Origin of the sequence: Pseudoxanthomonas sp. PXM03 (assembly GCF_014852005.1) — a bacterium.
In the GTDB taxonomy this organism is placed as follows: Bacteria; Pseudomonadota; Gammaproteobacteria; order Xanthomonadales; family Xanthomonadaceae; genus Pseudoxanthomonas_A.
The window spans coordinates 160868-182844 of sequence record NZ_JACVAU010000004.1 but is presented as its reverse complement, the minus strand read 5'-3'; the positions used below and the strand labels follow the sequence as shown (position 1 = coordinate 182844).

Below are 21977 nucleotides of genomic sequence, written 5' to 3'. Positions count from 1 at the left end.
GACAACCCCTGTCCGGCGGGTGTCCGCGGACACCCGGACAGTCCTCCGCCCCGGACAAGCCCCTTGTAAATCAATCGCTTGCGTTTGGCACGCATCCTGCTAAGTACGGCAGGTCATTCCAAAGAACGCATGCCGCCGATGATTCGGGACACCTCCGCGCAAGACCGAGTGCTCAGTTCCTCGCAGACCCACCCAGCCTGGCGCCGCTGGGTATGGCCCGCCGCCGGTGGCGCGCTGCTGCTGGCCGGCATCGTGTTCGCGGCACGCGGCTGGCTGGCGGGCACGACCTCGATCGACGGCGCCCGTCTGCGCATCGCCGAGGTGACCCGCGGCGATCTGGTCCGCGACATCGCCGCCGACGGTCGGGTCATCGCCGCCAACAGCCCCACCCTGTACGCGGTGGCCGGGGGCGTGGTCACGCTGAAGGTCGTGGCCGGCGACAAGGTCGCCAAGGGCCAGCCGCTGGCCGAGATCGACAGCCCTGAGCTGCGCAGCAAGCTGGCGCAGGAACAGACCACACTGGCAGGCATGCAGGCCGAGGCCAGCCGTGCGACCCTGGATGCGAGCGTCACCCGTGCCAATGCGCAGAAGGCACTGGACCAGGCCGGCATCGAGCGTCAGGCCGCCGAGCGCACCCTGCAGCGCTATCAGCGCGGCTTCGAAGGCGGTGCGGTGCCGCAGGTCGACGTACTGGAAGCGGAGGACAATCTGCGCAAGGCCGAGATCGCACTGTCCCATGCCCGCAAGGATGCGGGCCTGCAGGGTCAGGGCGCCGGGCTGGATGCGCGCAACAAGCAACTGCTGGCCGAACGCCAGCGTGCCGTGGTCACCGAAGTGCAGCGCCAGGTCGATGCACTGACCTTGCGTGCGCCATTCGACGGCCAGGTCGGCCAGATCCAGGCAGTGCAGCGCTCCAACGTCGCCATCAACGCACCCGTGCTGAGCGTGGTCGACCTGTCAGTGTTCGAAGTCGAGATCAAGGTGCCGGAAAGCTTCGCGCGCGACCTCGCCATCGGCATGCCCGCCACGCTGACCAGCGCCGGCCAACCGTATCCGGGTGAAATTTCCGCGGTGTCGCCCGAAGTGGTGAACGGCGAAGTCGTCACCCGCCTGCGCTTCTCCGACAAGCAGCCGCCCGGCCTGCGCCAGAACCAGCGCCTGTCCGCCCGCATCCTGATGGACACGCGCCGCAACGTGCTGATGGTCGAGCGTGGCCCGTTCCTCGAACAGGGCGGCGGTCGCTACGCCTACGTCATGGACGGAAGTTCCGCGGTGCGTCGCCCGGTGCAACTTGGCGTCAGCAGCCTGAGCAACGTGGAAGTACTCAGCGGCCTGCAACCCGGCGACAAGGTCGTCGTTTCCGGCAGTGACCAGTTCGGCGACGCCGAGCGTGTCTCAGTCAACTGATCATCAGCCCCAGCCCTCCCCTACGTCTCCCACTCCACTCCCGAACCCGAAGAAGAAGGAACCCGCCATGCTTGAGATGCGCCAAGTCGCCAAGGTCTACCGCACCGAACAGGTGGAAACGCATGCGCTGCGTTCCCTCGACCTGCATGTCCGCGAGGGCGAGTTCGTCGCGGTCACCGGCCCATCGGGCTCGGGCAAGACCACGTTCCTCAACATTGCCGGCCTGCTGGAAACCTTCACCGGCGGCCAGTTCCTGCTGGATGGCCAGGATGTCAGCGGTCTGGGCGATGACGCGCGCTCGCGGCTGCGCAACCACAAGATCGGATTCATCTTCCAGGGCTTCAACCTGATCCCCGACCTCAACCTGTTCGACAACGTCGATGTCCCGCTGCGCTATCGCGGCATGCCGGCGGCCGAGCGCAAGCAGCGCATCGAAGACGCGTTGGGCCGGGTCGGCCTGGGCTCGCGCATGAAGCATTTCCCCGCCGAACTCTCGGGCGGCCAGCAGCAGCGCACCGCGATCGCGCGCGCATTGGCCGGCAGCCCACGCCTGCTGCTGGCGGACGAACCCACCGGCAACCTCGACTCGCAGATGGCCCGCGGTGTGATGGAGCTGCTGGAGGAGATCAACCGTCAGGGCACGACCATCATCATGGTCACCCACGACCCCGAACTGGCCGCGCGCGCGCAGCGCAACGTGCATATCGTGGACGGCATGGCCACCGACCTGTCGGTGGAGCCTGCATTGATCCGTGCGGCGCACGCCGCCGAAGCCAACGCCTCGGCCTGAGGAGACCGCCATGTTCGGTTACTACTTCACCCTCGCCCTGCGCAGCTTCAAGCGCAACCGGGCGCTTACCGCACTCATGGTGCTGGCCATCGCGCTGGGCATCGGCGCCAGCATGACCACGCTGACGGTGTTCTACGTATTGTCCGGCGACCCGATCCCGCAGAAGAGCGACAAGCTGTTCTATCCCCGCATCGACCCGCGCTCGGCGAACGGCTTCACCCCCGGCGACGAGCCGGAAGACCAGTTCACCCGCTACGACGCCGAGCGCCTGCTGCGCGACAAGAAGGGTGATCGGCAGGCCTTCATGACCGGCGGCGCTTCTTCGATCGAGACGGAAGACGGCAGAATCGAGCCATTCCGCATCGACTCGCGCTACACCACGGCCGATTTCTTCCCGATGTTCGAGGTGCCATTCCGCTACGGCAATGGCTGGTCGGCGGCCGATGACGAGTCGCGCGCGCGCGTGGCCGTCATCTCCAAGGCCCTGAACGAGAAGTTGTTCGGCGGCGCCAACAGCGTGGGCCGCGAGATCAAGGCCTCCGGCGCGACGTTCCGCGTGATCGGCGTGCTGGATGAATGGCGTCCGGCACCGAAGTTCTACGACATGACCCAGGACCGCTTCACCGAAGTGGAGCAGCTGTTCGTGCCGTTCTGGACCTCGCGCGCGTTGAAGATGGGCACGCAGGGCAACATGAACTGCTGGGGCGATTCCAGCGCCGAAGAGGAAGGCTCGCAAGGCCCGAATGCGCCGTGCGCGTGGCTGCAGTACTGGGTCGAACTGGGCACGCCAGCGAAGGTCGAGGCATACAAGCAGTACCTGAAGAACTACTCCGACCAGCAGCGCGCTGCCGGCCGTTTCGAACGCGCCGCCAACGTGGACCTGCACAACGTGATGCAGTGGCTGGACAAGCAGGGCGCGGTGCCCGCCGACGTTCGCTTGCAGGTGTGGCTGGCGTTCGGCTTCCTGGCCGTCTGCCTGCTCAACACCGTCGGCCTGCTGTTGGCGAAGTTCCTGGGCCGCGCCTCGCAGATCGGCGTGCGGCGCGCGTTGGGTGCAACGCGCAAGGCCATCTTCGCGCAGTGCCTGGTGGAAGCGGGCACGGTCGGGCTGGTCGGTGGCGTGCTGGGCCTCGTGCTCGCCTGGCTGGGCCTGCTCGCCGTTCGCCAGCAGCCGGCCGGCTACGCCGACCTCGCGCACATGGACCTGAAGATGCTGCTGGCCACCTTCGCGCTGGCAATTCTCGCCAGCCTGCTTGCCGGGATGCTGCCTGCCTGGCGCGCCATGCAGGTGACGCCCGCCATCCAGCTCAAGAGCCAGTGACCCATCCATTCAAGAGGCACGTCATGGACATCCGCCCCATCCTTTCCACCCTGTCCCGCCACAAGACGGCCGCCGCACTGATCGTGCTGGAAGTGGCGCTGTCGTGCGCCATCATCTGCAACGCGGTATTCCTCATCACCCAGCGACTGGAGCGCATCGATCGCCCCACCGGCATGGCCAACGAGGAGATCGTGCGGATCAGCATGGGCAACCTCGGTGAAAACCCCGACGCCGACGCACTGGTGAAGCAGGACGTCGCCAGCCTGCGCGCGCTCGCAGGCGTCAAGGCGGCCGGCAGCATCAACCACGTGCCGTTCGACAATTCATCGTGGAACACCTCCATCCAGCTCGCACCGGAACAGGAACGCCCCAGCGCGCAGGCGAACGTCTATCTCGGCGATGCGGTGGTCGAAACCCTCGGCCTGAAGCTGGCCGAGGGACGCGACTTCAACGCCGACGAGTACGTCAACTGGACCGAGATCAACAAGCAGAATGCGAAGTACGCAATGCCCGCCGTGATCCTGAGCCGCGAGCTGGCGAACAAGCTCTTCCCCGGCGAAAGCGCGATCGGGAAGAACATCTACGCCTGGAACACCGACAACGTGCCGCACCGCGTGGTCGGCGTGGTCGATCGGCTGATCCGCACGAACGACAACGGTGGCATCGCGGAAGCGGGCTTCGCGATGATCCTGCCGGCGAAGGACCTGACCATGGGGACCTTCGTGATCCGCACCACGCCGGAACGTCGTGCCGAAGTGCAGAAGGCTGCGATCGCCACGCTGGAGAAGAACAGCGCGCGTCGGCTGGTCCTGCGCGAGGGCACGTTCACCGACATCATGAGCGACTACTACCGCGGCGATCGCGCGATGGCTTGGCTGTTGATCACCGTGATCATCTCGCTGCTGGTGGTCACCGCGCTGGGCATCGTCGGCCTGGCCAGCTTCTGGGTGCAGCAGCGCACCAAGCAGATCGGCATCCGCCGTGCGCTGGGCGCGACCAAGGGCCAGATCCTGCGCTACTTCCAGACGGAGAACTTCCTGCTGGCCACGCTGGGCATCGTCATCGGCATGATCCTGGCCTACGGCATCAACCAGCTGCTGATGGGCAAGTACGAACTGCCACGCCTGCCGCTGCTGTACCTGCCCGTCGGCGCCGTGCTGCTGTGGCTGCTGGGCCAGGTTGCCGTGTACGGGCCGGCGCGCAAGGCCGCGTCGGTGCCGCCGGCGGTGGCGACGCGTACCGCCTGACGCGCACGGTCCGCCGCACATACTTCCGGGTGTGTGCGGCGCCGGAATATTCATGCCTCGTCCGGGATTCCTGCTGCTAGGGCGCCGCCACGCAGGCACATGGCTGCTCGCGTTGCAGCTCGCCATCGGCGTCGTGCTGTGCGTCCATGCCTGGCAGACGTTCGCCGCGCTCCAGGCCCGACGCTTCGAACCCAGTGGCATCGACGAGAACACGTTGATGCTGGTGCCCTGGATCAAGTTGCCTGCCGCAGCCGATCCGGGCGTCGAGCCTGTGCTGCAGACGCTGCGCGCCATTCCCGGTGTCGTCTCGGTGGCGGCAAGCAACCAGGCCCCATACGGACGCAATGCGTGGAGCGTGCATGCCTGGACCGGATCGGACCGGAGCCCCCGCCACCTGACCTCCCTCTATCTCGTCCATGAAGGCTTCTTCGATACCCTCGGCCTCTCCACAGCAAGGGGGCGCCGCTTTCTCGCCGATGAGTTCCACGACTATCCGGGCGACCAGGGCCGGCTGCACGCCGGTCCGACGTCCGCCATCGTCTCCGTGGCACTGGCGAAGCAACTGTATGGCGATGCCGATCCCTTGGGCCGCACGTTGCACGTGATGCCTGGCGTGCCGCTTCACATCGTCGGCGTGGTGGACAGGATCCCGTTGCCGGCCACGGCACATGGCACCGACGGTGCGGCCATGGTGCTGCCGGTGCGCTTGCAGGATACGGCGGCAGCCCAGTTCCTGGTCCGCCACCGGCCCGATCCCGGGACGATGACGGCGCGCATCCGCACCGCGCTGTCGGCGTCTTACCCGGCTGCCGTGTCCGCGATGCCCGTCAGCATGGCGATGCTGCGCGAGCAGACCTTGCGCGCGCCCGCAGCGGACGCATGGCGGTCGGCGCTCACCTGCGCGACCTGGTGGCTGCTCACGCTGGGCATGCTGGTGCTGGGCGGCCATCGCTGGATCCAGGAGCACGCGCAGGAATTCAGCCTGCGACGGGCGATGGGCGCTAGCGGCGCCCAACTCGCCTTGCGATTGAGGCTGGAGTACCTCCTGCTGGCGGCAGGTGCCTCCTTGGCTGCGCTGGCGTGCATGGCATGGCTGTTCCCGTCGCTCGTGCCCGGATGGCGCGCAACGGCCGCGTCACCGTGGACGCATGCAGCAGCGTTTGCCTGGACCACCCTTGCGGCGCAACTCGCTGCCGGGTGGCCTGCCCGTCTCGTGCGCCGCATTCCGGCACACCTCGTCAGCCGCAGTCCTTCGGTTAGGCTATAGCGCATGCCCACGATCCTCGTCATCGACGACAACCTGGCCGTCAGCACGGCCTTGAACGTGCTGTTCTCGCTGCACGACATCGACACGCTGCATGCCGAATCACCCGAGGCAGGCCTGACCCTGCTGCGCGAGCAGGCGGTCGACCTGGTCATCCAGGACATGAACTTCACCGAGGACACCACGTCCGGGGTGGAAGGCGAGCAGTTGTTCACCGCGATCCGCGCGCAGTGGCCCGACCTGCCCGTGATCCTGCTGACAGCATGGACGCATTTGGAAGCGGCGGTGAACCTGGTCAAGGCCGGCGCGACCGACTACCTGGCCAAACCCTGGGACGACCGCAAGCTGCTGGCCACCGTCAACACGTTGCTGGAACTTGCCGAGACACGCAATGAGCTCGATCGCCGCCGCAACCGCGAACGCCGCAGCCGCGACCAGCTTTCGGCGAAGTACGACCTGCGCAACCTGGTGTTCGAGGACCCGGCCAGCGAACGCGTCGTCGCCCTCGCCTGCCAGGTCGCGCGTTCCGACCTGCCGGTGCTGATCACCGGCCCCAACGGTGCAGGCAAGGAGAAGATCGCGGAGATCATCCAGGCCAACTCCAGCGTGAAGTCGGGTGCCTTCGTGACGCTCAACTGCGGCGCATTGCCTTCCGAGCTGATCGAAGCCGAGTTGTTCGGCGCCGATGCCGGCGCCTACACCGGTGCCAACAAGGCGCGCGAGGGCAAGTTCGAAGCGGCCGACGGCGGCACGCTGTTCCTCGATGAGATCGGCAACCTGCCGCTGGCGGGCCAGATGAAGCTGCTGCGCGTGCTCGAGACCGGGCGTTTCGAGCGCCTCGGCTCCAATCGCGAACGCCAGGTCACGGTGCGCGTGATCAGCGCCACCAACGCCGACCTGCCCACGATGATCCGCGAGGGTTCCTTTCGCGAAGACCTGTACTACCGGCTCAACGCGATCGAACTCGCGCTGCCGCCCCTGGCCGAACGTCCCGGCGACATCCTGCCGCTGGCCGAGCGCTTCCGTCCCGCCGACAAGCCGCTGGGTGAAAGCGCACGCGCTGCGCTGCTCCGGCACGCATGGCCTGGCAACGTGCGTGAACTGCGCAATGTCATCCAGCGTGCCGGGCTGCTGGCGATGGGAGACCGCATCGAGGCAGCCGACCTCAACCTGCCCCGGCCCGCACCTGTGCGCAATACGGTCGTGGCGGAACCGGAGCGGGCCGACATCGAAACCGCGCTCGCGCGCGCCGGCGGCATCATCGCCCAGGCCGCGGCCGATCTCGGCATGAGCCGGCAAGCCCTGTACCGGCGCATGGAACGCTTCGGCATCAAGACCCCATGATCCGTCGCTCCCTCGCCGGTCGCGTACTGTCCTGGCTGCTGCCCTTGCTGGCGCTGGCACTGGTGCTGCCGGTCGCGCTGTCGCACTGGCTTGGCGACGACATCATCGCGGTGCTGGTCTCGGCCATCGTGGTGCTGCCGCTGGCGATGTGGGCGATCCATCGCGGGCTGCGCAGCACGTACTCGCTGTTCCGCGCGCTGGCCGGCAGCGTCAACAGCTATCGCGATGGCGAATACAACTTCGGCATCCACTGGCGCGGGAACGACGAACTCGCCGAACTGGTGCAGTCGCATGCCGCGCTGGGCGAGGTGCTGCGCGAACAGCGCCTGAGCCTGGTCCAGCGCGAACTGCTGCTCGACACCATGGTGCAGAACACGCCGGTGGCCATGCTGTTGATCGCGCCCGGCGGCGACGGCGTCCGGCGGGTCATCTTCGCCAACGTGGCCGCGCGCAAGCTGCTGCACAGCGGCTGGAAACTCGAAGGCCAGGACTACGACGCGCTGATCGGATCCGCACCCGTCGAGATGCGCGAAGCCCTGGCCCGCGGCGGCGACAGTCTGTTCGCCATCGGCAGTGAGGAAGAGGACGGCGAAGAGCAGGTCTACCACCTGGCGCGCAGGAACTTCCGCCTGAACGGTCGACCGCACGAATTGCTGCTGCTGCGCCTGCTGACCAGCGAGCTGCGACGACAGGAAGTGATGACCTGGAAGAAGGTCATCCGCGTGATCAGCCATGAACTCAACAACTCGCTGGCGCCCGTGGCGTCACTGGCGCACTCGGGCGCGGAGCTCGTGCGGCGTGGCCGCCACGACCGGCTGGAAGAAGTGTTCGGCACCATCGAGGAGCGCGCCCGCCACCTGGAAGGCTTCATCCGCGGCTACGCACGCTTCGCCAAGTTGCCGCAGCCGCAACTGCAGACCGTGCACTGGCGTGCCTTCTTCGAAGGGCTGCAGCGGCAGATCGCCTTCGAGCTCACGATGCCGGAGGCCGACATCGATGGCCGCATCGATGTGGCGCAGCTCGAACAGGCGCTGCTCAACCTGCTGAAGAACGCGCACGAATCGGGCACCACCCCGGAGGGCGTATCGGTCCGCGTTACGCGCCTTCCCGACTGGTTGCGCATCGAGGTGATGGATCGCGGCACCGGCATGAACGACGCCGTGCTGCAGAACGCGCTGGTGCCGTTCTATTCGACCAAGCGCAACGGCACCGGGCTGGGCCTCGCGCTGACGCGCGAGATCATCGAGGCGCACGGCGGGCGCCTGTCGCTGCACAACCGCGATGGTGGCGGCCTTTGCGTGGCGATCCAGCTGCCCGAAAATTGATCTTTCCGAGGAGGAGGCTTCGGAGCCCTCCCGCTGCATCCGAGGCCGAACCCGCATGGCATTCACTCCCCCTCTCCCTCCGGGAGAGGGCAAGGGGTGAGGGTGGGCCGCCGCGACCCCGCTCAATGTACTTCCGCAAATGGCGGGCTTGAGCCCGCCCTACGCTACTTCGGCTTCTTCACCGGCCGCTGCCAGCCTTCGATCGTGACCTGCCGCGCGCGGGCAACCGTCAGCTGGTCAGCGGGAGCGTTCTTCGAGATGACAGAGCCCGCACCGATCGTCGCGCCGTCGGCCAGCGTTACCGGCGCGACCAGCGAGGTATTGGAACCGACGAACACGCGGTCGCCGATCGTCGTCGTCGACTTGTTCACGCCGTCGTAGTTGCAAGTAATCGTGCCGGCGCCGATGTTGGTGCCGCTGCCGATGACGGCATCGCCCAGATAGGTCAGGTGGTTGGCCTTGCTGCCGGTACCGATGTGCGCGTTCTTGGTCTCGACGAAATTGCCGACGTGCACGCCATCGGCCAACACGGTACCGGGACGCAGCCGCGCATACGGACCTATCAGCGCCGCACCCTGGCTGACCACGCCTTCAAGGTCGCAATGCGCGCGGACCTGAGTCCCGGCGGCCAGCGTCACGTCCTTCAACCGCGTGAACGGGCCCACGATGACGCCGTCGCCCAGTTCCACCTCGCCTTCCAGCACCACGTCCACATCGATCTGCACGTCGCGCCCCACACGCACGGTACCGCGCTGGTCGAAACGTGCCGGATCGATCAGGCGCGCGCCCAGCGTGCACAGCGCGCGCGCGGCGCGCAGCTGGTAGGCACGCTCCAGCTGCGACAGTTGCCACGGATCGTTGGCGCCTTCCGCTTCGATGGGTTCACCCACCAGCACCATCTCCGCAGGCGTGAATTCTTCCGCCGCCATCGCGAACACGTCTGTCAGGTAGTACTCGCCCTGCGCGTTGTCGTTGGACAGTCGGGTGAGCCACCCCTTCAGGGCACTGCCGTCGGCGGCGATGATGCCGGTGTTGATGGTGCGGATGCGGCGCTGGTCTTCGTCCGCATCCTTGTGTTCGACGATGGCGGCCACGCGCCCCGCTTCATCGCGCACGATGCGTCCATAGCCGGTCGGATCGCCAGGCTCGGCGACCAGCACTGCCAGGCGACCCGGCGCATCCAGCAGGCGCTGCAAGGTCTCGCTGCGGGTCAGCGGGACGTCGCCGTAGAGCACCAGGACGCGTGCACCGTCGGGAATCTCCGGCATGGCCTGCACCACGGCATGCCCGGTGCCCAGCTGTTGCGCCTGGTGCGCCCAGTGCAGGTCAGCCTGGTCGGCAAATGCCGCCTGCACCTGGTCGCCACCGTGGCCATGGACCACGTGCACCCCGGCGGGCGACAGGGCGCGCGCCGCATCGATGACGTGCGCCAGCATCGGCCGCCCCGCGATCGGCTGCAGCACTTTGGGCAGCGCGGACTTCATGCGCTTGCCTTCACCGGCGGCCAGGATGACGACGTGTAGTTGCTTCATATGGTTTCCCATTACGATGATGCACGGCCTCGCGCCGAGCTGCGATGGTATCAATTCAACCCCATGCACAAGGATGTTCTCTTGATCCAGTCCCCCTCCGTCATGCCAAGTGCGAATCCCTGGAAGGCGCCCTCCCTCACCGCGCTGTTGCTGATTCTGCTGGCGATGGTGATCCAAGGACAGGACGGCAACTGGGACTTGCGCAATTACCACTTCTATACGCCATCAGCGTTGCTTGACGGCCGCTTCAGCCAGGATATCGCGGCTGCGCAGTTGCAGACGTGGCACAACCCGACGCTCGACGTGCCCTTCGCGTGGATGGTGCGCGCAGGTTTCCCGGGCTGGCTGGTCTCGCTATGGCTGGGCTTGCACGCTTTCATCGCCGTGCTGTTCGCCCTGCGGCTGCTCGACCAGCTGTGGCCTCAGCATCGCAGTCCGCTGCGCACGGCTGTGGCCGGCTTGACGGCCGTAGGGGGGGCGGCCGTGATGCCGAGCATCGGCACCACGTTCAACGATGCCTTCGTGGCGGCTGGCATGATGGCGGGCTTGTGGTGGGCCGTAGATTCGCAGGGCCGACGCGGCGCGTGGGCCACCTGGATACCCGTTGGGCTGGCGGCGGGGCTGGCTGCCGGCCTGAAACTTACCGGTGCGATGTACTGCATCGGCTTCATCGGTGCTGCACTGGTCGCCGGTCCGTTGCGCGGGGTGCCCGCACGCCTGCTGGCGCTCGCGGCCGGCGGCATCGCGGGCGGCCTGCTGACAGCGGGACCCTGGGCGCTGTACTTGTGGCAGTCGCATGGCAACCCGCTGTTTCCCTACTTCAATGAATGGTTCAGCTCGCCGGATGCACTGCCTCATAGCCACAAGGACATGCGCTTTATTCCACAGGGCCTGAATGCGCTGCTGGTGCCATTCCACCTGCTTAGCGAAAGCACCCGCTTCTCCGAAAGCAAACTGGCCGACCCGCGCGTCCTGCTTGGGCTTTCTGCACTCGTAGCCTGGTGGGTGACGGCATGGCGTGCACGTGCCCAGCAGGCGCGCGACATGGGCATGGTCCATGGGCTGCTGGTGTTCGTGCTGCTCAGCTTCGTGGTCTGGGTCAAGCTGTACGGCATCTATCGGTATCTGTTCGCGCTGGAACTGGTTTGCTCCATCGCGATCATCGGTATGCTGTCGCAGTGGCTGCCCCGACGCTTTCCCAGCACAGTGCTGGTGCTGTCGGCCTTGCTGCTGGTCGGTGCCGCCAATCGACCCGGCTGGGGCCGCGAGCCCTTCAGCACGCCGATGGTGGACGTGGGTCTGCCCGCCTTGCCCCGCGACAGCCTGGTGGTGCTGGCCCAAGACCATCCGCTGGGTTACGCGGTGGCGTATCTGCCCAGCGGCGTGCCGGCGATCTCGATCCACAACAACTTCATGACACCGGAACGCTGCACGCGACTGCAGGCCCGCGCCGAGCAACGCGTGCGGCAGCACACCGGGCCGTTGCTCCTCCTGCGTGAAGTGCCGAAATCCGCCCCACTCACGGAGTACTACCGGGCATACGGGCTCGCCCTTGGCGGCGCGTGCCAGACCGTGCCGACCAACCTGAGCCGGCTCGAACTCTGCCCGCTAGTACGCCGCTCCGCTACTCCGACGATCTGCCCCGCGCCAGCACCTGGTCGGTGATCAGGCGCAGGATCTCGTTCGAGCGGCGATTGACCGTGTCCAGGATCAGGCCCGTGGCCAGCGCCACTACGCCCATCAGGGTGAAGGCCACCGCCAGCACGGCGGTGGACGGATGCGTCACCAGGCCGATCTGGGTGAATTCGTGGATGACGAACGCGCCGAAACCCAGTCCCGCCAGCACGCAGAGCAACGATAACGTGCCGAAAAAGAGCAGCGGCCGCATGTCCTTGAACAGGAACAGGATGGTCTTCAACACCCGCATGCCATCGCGGTAGGTGTTGAGCTTGGACTCGCTGCCGTCGGGTCGCGTGCCGTACTCGATGGTGCGCTCGGACAGAACGAAGCCATTGGACAGCGCGAATACGGTCATCTCCGTTTCGATCTCGAAGCCGCGCGACAGCACCGGCATCGACTTGACGAAGCGCCGCGAGAACACCCGGTAACCCGACAGCACGTCGCGCACGGGATGCCCGAAAAGCGCACCGATGCAGCCGCGCACCAGGCGGTTGCCGAATCCATGGAAACGGCGGAACGATGCAGTTTCATGCGACTCCAGCCGCGTGCCCACCACCATGTCGGCGCGTCCGTCGGCCACGTCCCGGATCAGCGCGCGCGCGGAGGCTGCCGGATAGGTGTCGTCGCCATCGGCCATCACGTAGATCTCGGCATCGACATCGCGGAACATGGCACGCACCACGTTGCCCTTGCCCTTGGCCAACACCCGGCGCACGCGCGCGCCCGCCTGCGCGGCCAGCTCGGCTGTGCCGTCGCTGCTGGCGTTGTCGAAGACCCACACCTCGGCTTCCGGCAGCGCGTCGCGGAAGTCGGCGACGACCTTCTGCACGGTCAGTGCTTCGTTGTGGCAGGGGATCAGGACGGCGATGCGCAAGCGAAGTTTCCCGGGTCCGTGTGGGCGGCAAGCATCTTACACGGCAAGTCGAGCGCCTCCCGCGGTTTAAGATGGCGGAATGATCCATCGCGTACTCCGGCGCCACCTGCTACAGCGGGACCTGCTCCGCGAAGGCGGAAGCTTCATCGCCGTCGGCGTGGCGCAGTTGCTGCTGGACTGGCTGGTCTTCGTTGTGCTCACCGCCGTTGGCGTACCCGCCGCACCCGGCAACCTGGCCGGACGCGCGTGCGGCGCGCTGCTGGGCTTCTGGTTGAACGGCCGGCTGACGTTTGCGCAGGCCGGTGCGGCGCGGCTGGGCTGGTGGCGCTTCACCAAGTTCCTGCTGGTGTGGGTGCCGCTGACCGCAATCAGCACACTGGCGGTCACCTGGGTGGCGTCGTCACTGGGACTGGCGCACGCCTGGCTGGCCAAGCCGCTGGTGGAGGGCGTGCTGGCGGTGGTCGCGTTCTTCCTGTGGCGGCACGTCGTCTACCGCTAGGTCCGGAAACGGAAACGCCGGCGCGAGGCCGGCGTTCCGATGAAGCGAAGGCGGTGGACCTCAGTGCTTGAGGTTCTTGCGCAGGCGCTCCAGCGCGCTGAGCTGGGCGATGCTCATGGCCAGCTGGGCCTGGGCTTCTTCCACGCTCATCTTCGGGTCCTTGTGGGACAGCACGCGCTCGGCTTCTTCCTTCGCCTTGCGCACCTGCGCCTCGTCGATGTCGGTCGCACGCACGGCGGTGTCCGCCAGCACGGTGACGACCTGCGGCTGCACCTCGAGGATGCCGCCGGAGATGGCGAAGTCCAGATGCTCGCCGCTCGGCAGCGTCACCACCACCTTGCCCGGCTTCAGGCGGGTGATCAGCGGCGCGTGCTTCGGCGCGATGCCCAGCTCGCCCAGTTCGCCGGTGGCGACGACCAGGGTGGCTTCACCGTGGAAGATTTCCTGCTCGGCACTGACGATGTCGCAACGGATGGTGCTCATGGAACTCTCTTTGCCGTTTGGGGCGGACCGAGGCCCGCCACCGGTTGCCGCGAAGGTGGGCCGGGGCCCACCCTACGTGCTTACGCCTTCTCGGCGAGCTTCTTGGCCTTCTCGACCGCTTCTTCGATGCCGCCGACCATGTAGAACGCCTGCTCCGGCAGGTGGTCGTACTCGCCGTCGACGATCGCCTTGAAGCCGCGGATCGTGTCCTTCAGCGAGACGTACTTGCCCGGCGAGCCGGTGAACACTTCCGCCACGTGGAACGGCTGGCTGAAGAAGCGCTCGATCTTGCGGGCGCGCGACACGGCCTGCTTGTCTTCTTCGGACAGCTCATCCATGCCGAGGATGGCGATGATGTCCTTCAGTTCCTTGTACTTCTGCAGCGTCGACTGCACGCGGCGCGCGGTGTCGTAGTGCTCGTGGCCGATGACGTTCGGGTCCAGCTGGCGGCTGGTCGAGTCGAGCGGGTCCACGGCCGGGTAGATACCCAGCGACGCGATGTTGCGGCTCAGCACGACGGTCGCGTCCAAGTGGGCGAACGTGGTGGCCGGCGACGGGTCGGTCAGGTCGTCCGCGGGCACGTACACGGCCTGGATCGAGGTGATCGAACCGGTCTTGGTCGAGGTGATGCGCTCCTGCAGCACGCCCATTTCCTCGGCCAGCGTCGGCTGGTAGCCCACGGCCGACGGCATGCGGCCGAGCAGCGCCGACACTTCGGTACCGGCCAGCGTGTAGCGGTAGATGTTGTCGACGAACAGCAGCACGTCCTTGCCCTTGCCGGACGCGTCCTTCTCGTCGCGGAAGTACTCGGCCATGGTCAGGCCGGTCAGCGCGACGCGCAGGCGGTTGCCCGGCGGCTCGTTCATCTGGCCGTACACCATCGCGACCTTGTCGAGGACATTGGAGTCCTTCATCTCGTGGTAGAAGTCGTTGCCTTCGCGGGTACGCTCGCCCACGCCGGCGAACACGGACAGACCGCTGTGCGCCTTGGCGATGTTGTTGATCAGCTCCATCATGTTGACGGTCTTGCCGACGCCGGCGCCGCCGAACAGGCCGACCTTGCCGCCCTTGGCGAACGGACACATCAGGTCGATGACCTTGATGCCGGTTTCCAGCAGGTCGTTGGCCGAGGACTGGTCCTCGTACGACGGGGCCGAACGGTGGATTTCCCAATGGTCGGTCGCCTGCACCGGGCCGGCTTCGTCGATCGGGTTGCCCAGCACGTCCATGATGCGGCCCAGCGTGCCGGCACCGACCGGCACCGAGATGGCCTTGTCGGTGTTCACGGCGATCAGGTTGCGCTTCAGGCCGTCGGTGGAGCCGAGGGCGATGGTGCGGACGACGCCGTCGCCGAGCTGCTGCTGCACTTCGAGCGTGATGGCGGTGTTTTCCACCTTCAGCGCGTCGTACACCTTCGGCACTTCGTGGCGCGCGAATTCGACGTCAACCACCGCGCCGATGATCTGAACGATCTTGCCCTGACTCATTGCTGCATTCCTCTAGATGAATTCTTGTGACTACGCGCGTCAGACTGCCGCCGCGCCGCCGACGATTTCGGAAATTTCCTGGGTGATCGCCGCCTGGCGGGCCTTGTTGTAGACCAGCTGCAGGGTACCGATGAGCTTGTTGGCGTTGTCGCTGGCGGCTTTCATGGCCACCATGCGCGCCGCGTGTTCCGACGCGATGTTCTCCAGCACCGCCTGGTACACCAGCGACTCGATGTAGCGCGTGATCACGTGGTCGAGCACGGTCGCGGCATCGGGTTCGTAGATGTAGTCCCAGTCGTGGTGCGCGACCTGCGTCTCCGCCGCCGGCAACGGCAGCAGCTGGTCGAACGCGGCACGCTGGGTCATGGTGTTGACGAAGTCGTTGTAGACGACGAACACGCGATCCAGCTTGCCTTCGGTGTACGCATCCAGCATCACCTTGATCACACCGATCAGCTGGTCGAGCTTGGGCGAATCGCCCAGGTGCGACACGCTGGCCAGCATGTCGACCTTGACCCGGCGGAAGTACACCGAGGCCTTCTGGCCGATGGTGACCACGTCGACCTCGACGCCCTTCTCGTTCCACTGGCGGATCTCGCCGAGCATCTTGCGGAACAGGTTGTTGTTCAGGCCGCCGGCCAGGCCGCGGTCGGACGACACGATGATGAAGCCGACGCGCTTGACGTCCTTGCGCTCCACCATGAAGGGATGCTGGTAATCGGTGTTGGCCTGCGCCAGGTGGCCGATCACCTGCTTCATCGCGCGTGCGTACGGGCGCGAAGTCTTCATGCGCTCCTGCGCCTTGCGGATCTTGGAGGCCGAGACCATCTCAAGCGCGCGCGTCACCTTGCGGGTGTTCTGCACGCTCTTGATCTTGGTTTTGATTTCGCGTCCGCCTGCCATGCTCTGCTCGCTTGATTCGTCTTCGTAGGGCGGGCCCGGCCCGCCGCCTTCACGAATGGTGGGCCGGGGCCCACCCTACGCTTACCAGGTACCGGTCTGCTTGAACTCGGCGATGCCCTTCTTGAAGGCGCCTTCGATCTCGTCGTTCCAGTTGCCGGTGCTGTTGATCGTGTCGACCAGCGCGCCCTGGGTATTGGTGAAGTGCGCGTGCAGCGCGTCTTCGAACGCCAGGATCTTGCCGACCGGCACGTCGTCCAGGTAACCCTCGTTGACGGCGTAGATGGACAGCGCCTGCAGGGCGATGGACATCGGCGCGTACTGCTTCTGCTTCATCAGCTCGGTGACGCGCTGGCCGCGCTCCAGCTGCTTGCGGGTGGCTTCGTCCAGGTCCGAGGCGAACTGCGCGAACGCCGCCAGCTCACGGTACTGGGCGAGCGAGATGCGGATGCCGCCCGACAGCTTCTTGATGATCTTGGTCTGGGCAGCGCCACCGACGCGCGACACCGAGATACCGGCGTTCACGGCCGGGCGGATGCCGGCGTTGAACAGGTCGGTTTCCAGGAAGATCTGGCCGTCGGTGATCGAGATCACGTTGGTCGGCACGAACGCGGACACGTCGCCGGCCTGCGTTTCGATGATCGGCAGCGCGGTCAGCGAACCGGTCTTGCCGGTGACCTTGCCTTCGGTGAACTTCTCCACGTAATCCTCGGACACGCGGGCAGCGCGCTCGAGCAGGCGGGAGTGCAGGTAGAACACGTCGCCCGGGTAGGCTTCGCGGCCCGGCGGACGCTTCAGCAGCAGCGAGATCTGGCGGTAGGCCACGGCCTGCTTGGACAGGTCGTCGTACACGATCAGGGCGTCCTGGCCGCGGTCCATGAAGTACTCGCCCATGGTGCAGCCGGAGTAGGCGCTGATGTACTGCATCGCGGCCGACTCGGACGCGGTGGCGGCGACGACCACGGTGTGGGCCAGCGCGCCGTTCTCTTCCAGCTTGCGCACGATGTTGGCCACGGTCGAGGCCTTCTGGCCGATCGCGACGTACACGCACTTGATGCCGGTGCCCTTCTGGTTGATCACGGCGTCGATGGCCATCGCGGTCTTGCCGGTCTGGCGGTCGCCGATGATCAGCTCGCGCTGGCCGCGGCCGATCGGGATCATGGCGTCGACGGACTTGTAACCGGTCTGCACCGGCTGGTCGACCGACTTGCGCCAGATCACGCCCGGGGCCACGCGCTCCACCGGCGCGGTCAGCGAGGTGCCCAGCGGGCCCTTGCCGTCGATCGGCTCGCCCAGCGCGTTCACCACGCGGCCGAGCATTTCCGGACCGACCGGCACTTCCAGGATGCGGCCGGTGGTCTTGGCCACGTCGCCTTCGCGCAGGTGCTCGTAGTCGCCCAGGACCACGGCGCCCACCGAATCGCGCTCCAGGTTCAGCGCCAGTGCGTAGGTGCTGTTGGGCAGCTCGATCATTTCGCCCTGCATGACGTCGGCCAGGCCGAAGATGCGCACGATGCCGTCGGACACGGAGGTCACCGTGCCTTCGTTGCGCGACTCCGCGGCCAGCTTGACCTTCTCGATACGGGTCTTGATCAGGTCGCTGATTTCAGAGGGGTTGAGCGTGGTAGCCATGGGTAAGTCCTGTGTGCCGGCTCGCGCGCGGCGGTTCAATGGGAATTCAGTGCGTCAGCGCCGACTGCAGGCGCGCCAGCTTGCCTTTCAGCGAGCCGTCGATCACCACGCTGCCGGCATCGATCACGGCGCCGCCGATCAGCGATGCGTCGATGGCCGTTTCCACCTCGACCTCGCGGCCGAAGCGCTTTTTCAATGCCGCCTTGATCACGTCCAGCTCACCGGCCGGCATCGCCGTGGCGGAGGTGACCTTCGCCTTGACGATATGCTCGGCTTCGGCACGCAGGTCCTCGAACAGGCCGGCGATCTCCGGCAACTGCGGGAGGCGGCGGGCATCGGCGAGGATGCCGAGGAAGCGGGCGAACGTCTCGCTGGCCCCCTCGGGCGCGAGCAGCGCCACCGCGTCGGCGGGCAGCAGCTGCGGATTGGGCAGCAGCGCGGCCACGCGCGGGTCCGCCGCGACATGCGCGGCGAAACCCAGCGCCTGCGACCAGACAGCGAAGTTGCCTTCGTCGCGCGCCGTCGCAAAGGCGGCGCGGGCGTAGGGGCGGGCGACGGTAAGGGCCTGGCTCATCGATCAGATCGTCCGGATCAGATTTCGGCGGCGAGTTCGTCGAGCAGCGCCTTGTGGGCGTTGGCATCGATCTCGCGCTTCAACAGCTTCTCGGCACCGCTGACGGCCAGCGCGGACACCTGCTTGCGCAGGTCCTCGCGGGCACGCGTGGCGGCGGCGTCGATCTCGGCTTCGGCCAGCGCCTTCTGGCGGTTGGCTTCGGCGATCGCGTCGTTCTTGGCCGCATCGACGATCTGGTTGGCGCGCGCGTGGGCCTGGTCGATGATCTCGTTGGCCTTGACGCGGGCTTCCTTCAACGCCTCGTTGACCTTTTCCTGGGCCTGCGCCAGATCCTTCTGGCTGCGGTCGGCCGCGGCCAGGCCTTCGGCGATCTTCTGCTGGCGTTCCTCGATGGCAGCCAGCAGCGGCGGCCAGATTTTGGTCGCAATGATCCAGATCAGGCCGGCGAAGGCCAGCGCCTGGGCAAACAGAGTGAGATTGATATTCATCGTAAACCTGCCGGTGATGAAGGGCCCGCGCACATCGCGCCGGCCCAGCTACGCCTGGTGACTGACCGCGGGCGGATGCCCGGGGTCAGGCGTGCACGCGACGGATCAGCCCGCCAGCTTGGCCAGCTGCTCGGTGAAGATCGTGATGAACGGGCTGGCGAAGGCGAACAGCAGGCCCACGGCGACCGAGATGATGAACGCGGCGTCGATCAGGCCGGCGGTGATGAACATGCGCACCTGCAGGACCGGGATCAGTTCCGGCTGGCGGGCAGCCGATTCCAGGAACTTGCCGGCCATGATGGCCAGACCCAGACCCGCGCCCAGCGCGGCCAGGCCGATCATGATGCCGATGGCGAGGGCGGTCGAAGCCTGGACCTGGGCGAGGTTGGTGAGGATGCTTTCCATGGTGATCTCCGGAACTTAAGTGCTTGAAAGGTGGATGGTAAAAGGCGAAACGGTGAAGCGGAAACTCAGTGACTGTCTTCCGACAGGCTCAGATAGACGATCGACAGCATCATGAAGATGAAGGCCTGCAGCGGGATGACCAGCAGGTGGAACAGCATCCAGCCGAGGCCGAACGCCGCGCCGCCGAGCATGCCGACGATGCCTGCGCCGCCCAGCACCCAGATCAGCAGGAAGACGATCTCGCCGCCGAACATGTTGCCGAACAGTCGCATCGCCAGCGAAATGGGCTTGCTGACCCATTCGACGATGTTGAGGATCAGGTTGAACGGCATCATCCACTTGCCGAACGGCGCCGTCAGGAATTCCTTGGCGAAACCGCCCAGGCCCTTGGAGCGGAACGCGAAGACCAGCATCAGGAAGAACACGCTGATCGACATGCCGAGGGTGGCATTGACGTCGGCGGTGGGCACCGGCTTCCAGTAGTGCACGCCCATCAGTTCGAGCGGCTTGGCGATGAAGTCTGCCGGGATCATCTTCAGCAGGTTCATCATCAGGATCCAGAAGAAGATGGTGATCGCGATGGGCGTCACCAGCTTGCTGGTCCCGTGGTAGGTGTCGCGGGCCTGCTTGTCGACGAACTCCAGCATGATCTCGACGAAGGCCTGCCACTTGCCCGGCACGCCGGCCGTGGCCTTGCGCGTGGCCATCCAGAAGGCGAACACGATCAGCAGACCCATCAGCACGGCGGTCACGAAGGTGTCAACATTGATCGTCCAGAACGGACCATCGCCGCCCACCTGGGCCGTGAGGTTCTTCAGGTGATGCTGGATGTAGCTGGTGGGAGTAAGAGCCTCGCCCGCCATGAGTCGGAAACCTTTCTAGTTGGGTTATCGCTGCTTGCCGGTCGCGACCAGCACCTGTGCCACCAGTCCGGTGATCACGCCCGCCAGGAGAGGCAGCGGGGGCAGCTTGTACAGCCCCGCGCCAACGACCAGCACACCGATCACCACGACCCACTTCACCACCATCCCCGCAGCCAGCCTCAGGACCGCCGAGACGGCGCCGAGCACGCCACCACCGAAGGCCATCCAGGCCGCCAGCAGCGCGCCGACCACGATCGCCAACCCTCCGACGGCCGCCGCAACCGCCTGGGGCACACCCCAGAGCAGGAACAGCAGCGCGACCAGCAGTACCGCGACCGTCTGCCAGACGGCGGCGCGCAACACCAGCCGCCGGCCCGCAGCGACGGAATTCAGCACACGAAAGCCCTACGGAATTGGCGGGGTACAAGGCGGTAAAGCGCCTCGCCGAGCCGCAAAAGTATAGCAGCGGGACAATTTCCGGGACAACCGCCAAAGGTCGAAACCGCGAGTTCGGCGCCGGATTCCGCCAAAGCCAGCGGGGACAAGGCTGTAACCGTTTCCCCTGTTCAGAATTTTCCGCAGGATTTCCCGGAACTTTGACGAAAACCGCCTGTCAGTCCCTCTGAGGCCTGCCGCTCAACTTCCTCGTCCGATGCTCCGTCGCAGGTTCTCCAGAAGCCCCGGTTGCCCCCGGGGCTTCCTTTTTTTCCGGCGGGAAACGCTGCGGAGAGCGCCACTCGTTCAGTCAATTCACTCCCTGTCGACCCGGGCATGGCGAACGTTGGGCTCCCCACACCCAACCGCATGGACCCCATGAGCCGCCACATCCCCCATCGCACCGCCGCATCGGTCTTCTGCTGCCTGTCCCTGGCCATCGCCACATCCACCGCGTCCGCACAGGAGATTTCCGACGACGCCCGCTTCGAACTGAGACTCTCCGCATTCAATCCCGAGGCGAACATCCGCTTCACCGGCGATGCCTTGGCCACCAATGGCGAGCGAACGGAGGCGTTGGGTGCGGCCGGGGAGATCAATGCCGACGGCCGCTGGCGCCCGCGCGGCGAGCTCGCCTTCAACATGACGCCCCGCCAGTCGCTCCGGCTCAATTACTACGACTATCGACGGGATCAATCGTGGGGCTTCGATGGCGATTGGGTCGATCCCGGCACGATCTTCGACGAGGTCGAGATCCCCGGCGAGCCGGTGGAGGTGCCTGCCGTCGACGTGTCGGGCCGCATCAGCTTCGAACTGGCCAGCCTCAACTACGAGTTCGCGATGGTCGATACACCGCGCTTCCAATGGGGCCTCGGTGCCGGCATCACCCACGCGACGCTGGCGGCGCGCGGTACCGCCACCAGCGCGGGTACCGGGGAAATCGATCCGCAGTGGGATAACCTGGACTGGAAACGCGATGGCACCTCGCCGAACCTGCACACTCGCGTGGGGTGGTCGCCCACACCGCGCCTGCGCGTCGAGGCGCAGGGACAGTACCTGGATACGCGCTGGGGCAATTTCATCAATGAGCAGGGACACTTCGAACGCGGCGGCCTGCTGGTCGAGTACCGGGTCACCGAGCGGATCGGCGTGCATGTGGGCTACGACTGGTTCCGCCTGAAGCTCAGCGACGACTATCGCGGTTCGTTCGAAGCGCCGGCGGAGTCGGGTATCGGCACGGTGGATGTCGCGGGCAAGGCCACCGGCGAGTTCAAGGTGCATGGCCCGATGGCGGGCGTGTCGGTCCGGTTCTGACCCGGTCGCACAAGGCACGCCCGGCGCCGAATACGCCTGGGCCGCCTTGGCCAGCCATCCAGGTATCCCACCCCGACCGATAGGCAATATTTATCGGTAGCAGCGGATCATTC

At 66.3% G+C, this 21977-nt stretch carries 20 protein-coding genes and 1 pseudogene; 10 read left to right on the top strand and 11 right to left on the bottom strand.

Features of this window, described 5'->3' with window-relative positions:
• The first annotated feature begins 138 nt into the window (after positions 1 to 138).
• The 7 genes and pseudogenes from IB223_RS17080 to IB223_RS17050 all read left to right on the top strand — a co-directional run.
• Entirely contained in the window at positions 139 to 1407 is a 1269-nt protein-coding gene (locus IB223_RS17080) for an efflux RND transporter periplasmic adaptor subunit (RefSeq protein WP_192202998.1), read from the top strand.
• A 67-nt stretch (positions 1408 to 1474) separates the two neighbouring features.
• Positions 1475 to 2197 (top strand): ABC transporter ATP-binding protein, encoded by a 723-nt coding sequence (locus tag IB223_RS17075; protein ID WP_192202941.1) that lies wholly within the window; start codon positions 1475 to 1477, stop codon positions 2195 to 2197.
• Between the two features lie 10 nt (positions 2198 to 2207).
• A complete protein-coding gene (locus IB223_RS17070; protein ID WP_192202940.1) occupies positions 2208 to 3518 on the top strand; it encodes an ABC transporter permease in 1311 nt (436 codons plus the stop codon).
• Positions 3519 to 3541: 23 nt separating this feature from the next.
• Positions 3542 to 4765, top strand: a complete 1224-nt coding sequence (locus IB223_RS17065; protein ID WP_192202939.1) for an FtsX-like permease family protein — start codon at positions 3542 to 3544, stop codon at positions 4763 to 4765.
• Between the two features lie 52 nt (positions 4766 to 4817).
• Positions 4818 to 6032 carry an ABC transporter permease gene (locus IB223_RS17060; protein WP_192202938.1) on the top strand — a complete coding sequence of 405 codons (1215 nt, stop codon included), beginning with the start codon at positions 4818 to 4820 and terminating at the stop codon, positions 6030 to 6032.
• Positions 6033 to 6035: 3 nt separating this feature from the next.
• Positions 6036 to 7373: a sigma-54 dependent transcriptional regulator gene (locus IB223_RS17055; RefSeq protein ID WP_192202937.1), complete on the top strand. Its 1338-nt coding sequence runs from the start codon at positions 6036 to 6038 to the stop codon at positions 7371 to 7373.
• Positions 7298 to 8698, top strand: a pseudogene (locus tag IB223_RS17050) (HAMP domain-containing sensor histidine kinase); the annotation flags it as partial. The gene IB223_RS17055 and the pseudogene IB223_RS17050, both read left to right, overlap by 76 nt.
• Positions 8699 to 8862: 164 nt before the next feature.
• Here IB223_RS17050 and glmU read toward each other — a convergent pair.
• Entirely contained in the window at positions 8863 to 10230 is a 1368-nt protein-coding gene (gene glmU / locus IB223_RS17045; RefSeq protein WP_192202935.1) for a bifunctional UDP-N-acetylglucosamine diphosphorylase/glucosamine-1-phosphate N-acetyltransferase GlmU, read from the bottom strand.
• 81 nt (positions 10231 to 10311) lie between these two features.
• Here glmU and IB223_RS17040 point away from each other — a divergent pair, with 81 nt between their 5' ends.
• On the top strand, positions 10312 to 11895 hold the full coding sequence (locus tag IB223_RS17040; protein ID WP_192202934.1) for a glycosyltransferase 87 family protein: 1584 nt from the start codon (positions 10312 to 10314) through the stop codon (positions 11893 to 11895).
• On the opposite strand, the gene IB223_RS17035 is transcribed toward IB223_RS17040, so the two are convergent.
• Entirely contained in the window at positions 11855 to 12784 is a 930-nt protein-coding gene (locus IB223_RS17035) for a glycosyltransferase family 2 protein (RefSeq protein WP_192202933.1), read from the bottom strand. The genes IB223_RS17040 and IB223_RS17035 overlap by 41 nt on opposite strands.
• A 79-nt stretch (positions 12785 to 12863) precedes the next feature.
• Between IB223_RS17035 and IB223_RS17030 the strand changes: the two genes are divergently transcribed.
• Positions 12864 to 13283 carry a GtrA family protein gene (locus IB223_RS17030; RefSeq protein WP_192202932.1) on the top strand — a complete coding sequence of 140 codons (420 nt, stop codon included), beginning with the start codon at positions 12864 to 12866 and terminating at the stop codon, positions 13281 to 13283.
• A gap of 60 nt (positions 13284 to 13343) precedes the next feature.
• Here the strand turns inward: IB223_RS17030 and IB223_RS17025 are convergent, their stop codons facing one another.
• From IB223_RS17025 to IB223_RS16985, 9 genes are all read right to left on the bottom strand, one after another.
• Positions 13344 to 13766: a F0F1 ATP synthase subunit epsilon gene (locus IB223_RS17025; RefSeq protein WP_142126049.1), complete on the bottom strand. Its 423-nt coding sequence runs from the start codon at positions 13764 to 13766 to the stop codon at positions 13344 to 13346.
• A gap of 80 nt (positions 13767 to 13846) precedes the next feature.
• Entirely contained in the window at positions 13847 to 15253 is a 1407-nt protein-coding gene (atpD, locus tag IB223_RS17020) for a F0F1 ATP synthase subunit beta (RefSeq protein WP_142126048.1), read from the bottom strand.
• A 39-nt stretch (positions 15254 to 15292) separates the two neighbouring features.
• Positions 15293 to 16156, bottom strand: a complete 864-nt coding sequence (gene atpG / locus IB223_RS17015) for a F0F1 ATP synthase subunit gamma (RefSeq protein WP_192202931.1) — start codon at positions 16154 to 16156, stop codon at positions 15293 to 15295.
• An 81-nt stretch (positions 16157 to 16237) separates the two neighbouring features.
• The gene (atpA, locus tag IB223_RS17010; RefSeq protein WP_192202930.1) at positions 16238 to 17785 is read right to left on the bottom strand and encodes a F0F1 ATP synthase subunit alpha; all 1548 of its coding nucleotides are present in this window, start codon (positions 17783 to 17785) and stop codon (positions 16238 to 16240) included.
• Between the two features lie 46 nt (positions 17786 to 17831).
• Positions 17832 to 18359, bottom strand: a complete 528-nt coding sequence (locus IB223_RS17005; protein ID WP_192202929.1) for a F0F1 ATP synthase subunit delta — start codon at positions 18357 to 18359, stop codon at positions 17832 to 17834.
• A gap of 17 nt (positions 18360 to 18376) precedes the next feature.
• Positions 18377 to 18847: a F0F1 ATP synthase subunit B gene (locus IB223_RS17000; protein ID WP_142126044.1), complete on the bottom strand. Its 471-nt coding sequence runs from the start codon at positions 18845 to 18847 to the stop codon at positions 18377 to 18379.
• Between the two features lie 105 nt (positions 18848 to 18952).
• Positions 18953 to 19252, bottom strand: a complete 300-nt coding sequence (gene atpE / locus IB223_RS16995) for a F0F1 ATP synthase subunit C (protein ID WP_055939490.1) — start codon at positions 19250 to 19252, stop codon at positions 18953 to 18955.
• A 65-nt stretch (positions 19253 to 19317) separates the two neighbouring features.
• The gene (atpB, locus tag IB223_RS16990) at positions 19318 to 20115 is read right to left on the bottom strand and encodes a F0F1 ATP synthase subunit A (RefSeq protein ID WP_192202928.1); all 798 of its coding nucleotides are present in this window, start codon (positions 20113 to 20115) and stop codon (positions 19318 to 19320) included.
• Positions 20116 to 20139: 24 nt separating this feature from the next.
• Positions 20140 to 20511: an ATP synthase subunit I gene (locus tag IB223_RS16985; protein ID WP_192202927.1), complete on the bottom strand. Its 372-nt coding sequence runs from the start codon at positions 20509 to 20511 to the stop codon at positions 20140 to 20142.
• Between the two features lie 417 nt (positions 20512 to 20928).
• On the opposite strand from IB223_RS16985, the gene IB223_RS16980 reads away from it, so the two are divergent.
• Positions 20929 to 21864, top strand: coding sequence for a hypothetical protein (locus IB223_RS16980; RefSeq protein ID WP_192202926.1), 936 nt, complete (start codon positions 20929 to 20931; stop codon positions 21862 to 21864).
• Positions 21865 to 21977: the final 113 nt, after the last annotated feature.